This is a genomic window from Mesotoga sp. UBA5825 (assembly GCF_002432955.1).
In the GTDB taxonomy this organism is placed as follows: Bacteria; Thermotogota; Thermotogae; order Petrotogales; family Kosmotogaceae; genus Mesotoga.
Genome location: NZ_DJHG01000039.1, coordinates 1 through 5,614 on the forward strand (window position 1 = coordinate 1; position 5,614 = coordinate 5,614).

Here is a 5,614-nt window from a genome sequence, read left to right on the forward strand (position 1 = left end):
GGAAGTGGGGAAGAAAGAACCCCACGAGCTTGGAATCTACGATATGTCCGGGAACGTATGGGAGTGGTGCTCTGACTGGTATGGAGGATACTGCAGCTCGCAATAGTGGTTCCTATCGGGTGAATCGTGGCGGTGGCTGTTACAACAATGCGGCGGTCGTACGGGTAGCGTATCGCGGCCACAGCTCGCCCACTTACGCGGGCAGCTACCTCGGGTTCCGTATTTGCAGGACGGTGTTCTGATTTACACTCTGGCCTTTTTACATTTTTACCCTTTGCTGCGGCTGCGAGCGTCGGGCACGGAGTAGCCCGCAAGCGCGACAAGACGCAGGAGATATTGGAGACTCTATGGATAATTAAGGTTTAATTCGATACTCCTTGAAGGTGTTTTTCGACTTAGCGTTCTTCATGATCGTCGTCACGACCGTAGCTTATGAATACTATTAATTGTCTTTCTGGCAACGTGAGCCCTCCCGGTTCTTTCTCCTGAATGGATATTATTATTATTCTCTTTAGCTCTTGTGGCAGTCTACCACGATTTTCTTATTCAGTTCCGCTATTGCCTGGCCAGCACTGGCAAAAAGCGAGTCTATCTCCTTGATATTCGGTTCCAACTCATCCCATGATTTTATGCTGTTGTTTATCATTAAGATGTTCATGACCTCCTTGTTCGATTTTCCATCTTCTTTGAACCACTTTTGGCCATAAACGAATCCGTTAAGTTCTCTATATGCCATCCATCTTCTGTGTTCCATAATGTGCATTGTCCTCTTTTGATCTTCTGTGACTGTATTCTGATTGAATGTTGGGCAATCAGTTGCAGTATCGGTTATCTTCGCGCCCAGAAACCTCAGTTTGATCGGCAAGTGTCTTGCAGCGTAACGGTTGGAGTCTTTTTCGGAATCTTCCAGTTCGTTCCAGACCTTGTCGAGTGTCTTATCTTTTCCCTTGTTGTACTCCCAGTGAAAGTACATGGCTATCTTTTCTATTTCTTCGTTAGTTGAGAACAGGTTATCCGTGTTGAGCACTTCTCCTGGATTTGAGATGTTTATATTCACGGTCTCCAGCTTTTCTCTGGTTTCTGGAACTATGTCTAAAAACCTCGAAAGTATAGGTATTACGGCTACTATTGCTGGTACTGTTGAAACTTTTCTGCCATGGCCCTCTACATCGCTGTCTGCTTTTACCTCAAAAATCTGCCTGAGCTTTCTGGCAACGAACGAACTCTCTCCCTCGTTTTCTGTCGTTACGAAGCACGAGGAAACTGTTGAGAAGATTTCCCAGTCGATTTCACTCCTGATAAGGTCAAGAAACTCCACTTCTACTATTTCCGCGACGTTCCCCAGTAACGGGTAGTTCTCGTAGATCGACCTCATCCTTCTCTTCACATCTCTATCAGATACAACGATTCTCGGTTTTACGTGATTCGCAAAATGGTATAACAGAGCCGCTTCCGTCATGATCTTCGCGCCCTGATCGATCAGACCGACTACAAGGATTGTGGCGGGTACGGAATCACCTTCACGTATTCTTCTGTACCTGTCGGGAGAGAACTTGTCTATAAGATGCCGGGCGAGCATTCTCTTCGTGTTGAAAAATGATATGGACACATTTCTCTTTGCGTCNNTGCAGTTCACAATTTATGTTTTCAGTTTTTCTCGCTTCCAGTGCTACTCTTTTCTTCTCACATCCGTCAAGATAGGCCTCTATCTTCTCGACAGTTTCAATATTATTCGCATCATCACTGGTCATGACAAAGACACTTTTCGCCGACTCCAGGTGTATTTTCTGACAAAGTCTCGTCTTGTCTGAGAGACTCTCTGCTTCGTCAGCGAATATTACTGTTAGCCTCCTTGCAGGTTTTAAGGCTGGAAAGTCGCTCATTTCATGCGTGCTAGTGATGAGGACGATTCTGCTGCTGTTTCCGAGGAGGTTTTCAAGCAGATAATTTGTTTCAGCGTTCAGTCCCCAGATGACTATATGATTCTTAATCCCAAGTAACTTAAGGTCTCTGGTTGTCTTCCAGACCAGAGAGATAATCAACTTCAAGACAATTGCAACCGCTATTATCGGAGCGAAGAATCTCGCAATCTCAAGAATCCAGGGGATTGGATACACTGGAAAATTCGTGTTCAATGAGAACAACTGAATCGATTTGTACAATGCCGAAGAGACAGGGAGCGAAGGTTCGTACAATGCCCAGCCGATAGTTCCGATGATGTAGCATATAACAAAGAGAATTCCGATTAACTTCCAGTTACCCCACTTTACGAGACTCTCCATATGGATACCTCCTGTCTCTCGGTTTTCTTATACTCAGTATTCATGATGAAAAGAAGCTTCTCAATACATTGAGTTCGCGATGTTTCGCACCGCTCTGTAAAAGTGATCTTGTTATTGATTGTGCTTCCATTTCGAATTCTCTTTTCTGATCGTCGTTTTGGGTAATCCTCGCCATGTCTAGAAGTGCAAAGGCGAGACCTACACACCTGTCGACAACTCCAGGTTCTTTATCAACAAGAGTTCTTCTTATTTCCAGAACCCTTTTGTAATAACCTAAAGCCTTCTCAAGCTCACCGAGGTTCTCGTACAGACTTCCGACGTTGTTAAGGCTCACTCCCAAATCTCTCTGCCATTCAGTCCTATCGGGGTCTTTCTTAACTAGATTTTCTCGTATCTCAACGCATCTAGCGAAATACTCCAGAGCCTTGTCGTTTTCGCTTAGGTTTCTGCATATATTTCCTGCGTTACTGAGACCTACCGAGAGGTCATTCTGCCAGTCGATTCTGTCAGGGTCTTTCCGGATGAGTTCTTCCATTATTTCAATGAATCTAGTGTAGCGATCCAATCGCGCTCTCTCCCTCGCCAAGAAATTCGTACATCATTCCAGTGTTGTTCAAACTCACACCCAGATCTCTCCACCAGTCCATCCTGGATGGATCTTTCTTAGCCAGGGCGTCCAAAATTTCATTAGACCTAACATAGTATCCTAGAGCCCTCTCAGTTTCGCCGAAGTCTTCGTAGATCCTTCCGATGTTGTTCAAACTCACACCTAAATCTCTTTGCCAATCCAGTCTCCCGGGGTCATTTCTGACGAGTTGTTGCATTATCTCCGTGAATCTTGTGTAGTACCCTAGAGACTAGTGTGAAAATGGAGTCTGACCCTATTTAACACATGCCAGCTTCTACAAGATAGGTGAATCGATGGCCGGAGATCCGATCTATTGTTTGAAGATCGGCAATGGCTCCAGGGCGATATTGATGTACGGTTTTCCGCATCCAAATGAACCGATAGGAAGCATGATGCTCGACTATCTATCTCAGCAGCTGGTCGAAAACGAGGCCTTTAGAAATACATTCAAGGACGTGAGCTGGTACATAGTGAAGGTAGCTGACAACGACGGGGCGAAGTTGAACGAGGGCTGGTTCAAAGGACCTTACACGCCCTTGAACTACGCGCTGAACTTCTACAGACCGGCGAGTTTTCAGCAGGTAGAATGGACCTTCCCCATAAAGTATAAGACTCTCGACAACAACGATCCGATTCCCGAGACGAGAGCTCTGATGAACATAATCGAAGAGGTCAAGCCGATCTTCATATATAGCCTCCACAATGCCGGTTTTGGCGGAGTCTACAACTACATATCCGACGATGCTCCGATCCTTTATCCGATATTCGAGAAGGCCTACGAAGACCAGAATATCCCGGCAGCGCTTGGCGAGCCGGAGATGCCGTATGCAGTCAAGTACGCCGAAGCAGTTTTCAAGATGCCGACGATGAGAGACAGCTACGATTACTACGCAGCCAATACAGACAGGGATCCGGCAGAAATAATTGGGAAGGCGGGAACCTGCAGCTACGAGTACGGAAAGCAGTTCAACGAGAAGGTATTTGAGCTGGTATGTGAAGTTCCGTATTATTACAATCCCAAAATTGAAGATCTTTCCGAGACGGAATTTATCAGGAGGGATCTTGTGCTTGCCAATATCGAAGACACAAAGCAGGAGGACCAGAAGATAAGGGAAATCTATTTCCCGTTGAAGGACAGGCTCGTGGTCGATACTCCTCTGCGGACCGCTCTCGATGACTTCCTCGAATCCTCCGAAAGGCACCTCCCTGTACAGGAGAACTGGGCAAAGACCGCCAAGGAATTGGAAAAGAAGGCGACTGTGGCCGAAGCCTTCGACAACCAGCAGGTCTCCAAGACCTACAAGATGCTTTTGTGGGGAATGCTCAGAAGGATCATGCTTCTCAACTACGAGAAGACGAACGACGGTGAGTTCAAAGCTGCCGCAGAGAAAGCATATCGGCACATGAAGGACATGAGTGACAAACTGGAGAAGGAACTCGAGTACACGATTATCCCCATAAAGAAACTCGTCCAAATACAGCTGATGAGCGGACTATATGCCGCTCTTTATGCTCTCGATAGAAGCTAGTAGTATCAAGATATTCCTCTGCAGGGCTTAGAGAAAACGATGGAATACGGCTTCGGCATCCAGTTCATACGAGGCGAAAATAGGGACTGACTAGTTCCTCTCTTCTGTCCCATTTTTCGCCAATTTCGGCTAACCTTGACTTGCCGGAGTTGTAGATGCCTGACAATCGCTAGACACGAATAAGAGCACATCTAAGCGGAGGTTCAGAAGATGGACAATCTCAGAATGCACGGCGATCCTCCATACAGAGTTGTAGTCGCTCATGGAGGACCGGGAGCGGCCGGAGGAGTCGCGCCCCTCGCGAGAGAGCTGGGTAGGAAGCGGGGAGTTCTGGAGCCTTATCAGACAGAGAAGACGGTGTCCGGACAAATAGAGGAGTTAAGGGAGATTGTCGAGAATTATTCCATTTCCCCGGTTATTCTTCTGGGACATTCTTGGGGAGCATGGCTAGTCTTCTTGTTTGCGGCGGAGCATAGCGATCTCGTGGATAGGATAGTACTCATAAGCAGCGGTCCTTTCGAGCAGCATCACGCTTCCGGTATTTTGAATACTCGCCTGAACCGTCTTGACGCAAAAGAAAAGGCTAGAGCGGAAGAGCTCATGAGCCTCCTGAACAATGCAGAACTGAAAGATAGAGTACTGCTATCTGAGTTCAGAGAACTCCTGGCCAAGACAGACCACTTCGATCTTCTCGAAGATGCCAAAAGAGTCGAAGTCAATATCGATGCAGAGATATACAAGAGCGTATGGACAGAGGCCTCAGAGATGAGGCTCAGCGGAGAGCTTCTCGAGAATGGCAGGAAGGTTCGTTGTCGCGTTCTCGCAGTGCACGGCGATTACGACCCCCATCCGGCAGAGGGTGTCGAGATCCCGCTTTCAAGGGTACTTGAGAATTTCACGTTCAGACTTCTGGAAAGATGCGGTCACATGCCCTGGATGGAAAGACATGCCAGAGAAAAGTTCTACAGGATTGTAGAAGAAGAACTTGAGAAAAGATAATCTCTCTCGACATCCGAATATGCAGAGGCTGGAATTGACAAAAAACGCTGATTGGTTCAGCAAGATCTCGAAGAAAAGGAATCACGACACAAAACGAGCTTAGGGAGCGCAAGGTTCATGAACTGCTTGATGTAATCATTCTGAATCCAGGCGTAAACGGAATTCAACAAACCTCT

At 46.8% G+C, this 5,614-nt stretch carries 6 protein-coding genes; 3 read left to right on the forward strand and 3 right to left on the reverse strand.

Annotated features, from left to right (window positions below; all coding sequences use genetic code 11):
- The first annotated feature begins 4 nt into the window (after positions 1 to 4).
- Positions 5 to 106 carry an SUMF1/EgtB/PvdO family nonheme iron enzyme gene (locus tag B3N33_RS12925; RefSeq protein WP_349682152.1) on the forward strand — a complete coding sequence of 34 codons (102 nt, stop codon included), beginning with the start codon at positions 5 to 7 and terminating at the stop codon, positions 104 to 106.
- Between the two features lie 405 nt (positions 107 to 511).
- Here B3N33_RS12925 and B3N33_RS03955 read toward each other — a convergent pair whose 3' ends face one another.
- From B3N33_RS03955 to B3N33_RS03970, 3 genes are all read right to left on the reverse strand, one after another.
- Entirely contained in the window at positions 512 to 1,609 is a 1,098-nt protein-coding gene (locus tag B3N33_RS03955) for a hypothetical protein (RefSeq protein WP_292592210.1), read from the reverse strand.
- Between the two features lie 713 nt (positions 1,610 to 2,322).
- Entirely contained in the window at positions 2,323 to 2,847 is a 525-nt protein-coding gene (locus B3N33_RS03965) for a tetratricopeptide repeat protein (RefSeq protein WP_292590498.1), read from the reverse strand.
- Entirely contained in the window at positions 2,831 to 3,049 is a 219-nt protein-coding gene (locus B3N33_RS03970; protein ID WP_292590495.1) for a hypothetical protein, read from the reverse strand. The genes B3N33_RS03965 and B3N33_RS03970 overlap by 17 nt, the downstream gene beginning before the upstream one ends.
- Positions 3,050 to 3,191: 142 nt before the next feature.
- Between B3N33_RS03970 and B3N33_RS03975 the strand changes: the two genes are divergently transcribed.
- Positions 3,192 to 4,439: a M14 family zinc carboxypeptidase gene (locus B3N33_RS03975; RefSeq protein ID WP_292592218.1), complete on the forward strand. Its 1,248-nt coding sequence runs from the start codon at positions 3,192 to 3,194 to the stop codon at positions 4,437 to 4,439.
- Positions 4,440 to 4,649: 210 nt separating this feature from the next.
- Positions 4,650 to 5,438, forward strand: coding sequence for an alpha/beta fold hydrolase (locus B3N33_RS03980; RefSeq protein ID WP_292592214.1), 789 nt, complete (start codon positions 4,650 to 4,652; stop codon positions 5,436 to 5,438).
- Positions 5,439 to 5,614: the final 176 nt, after the last annotated feature.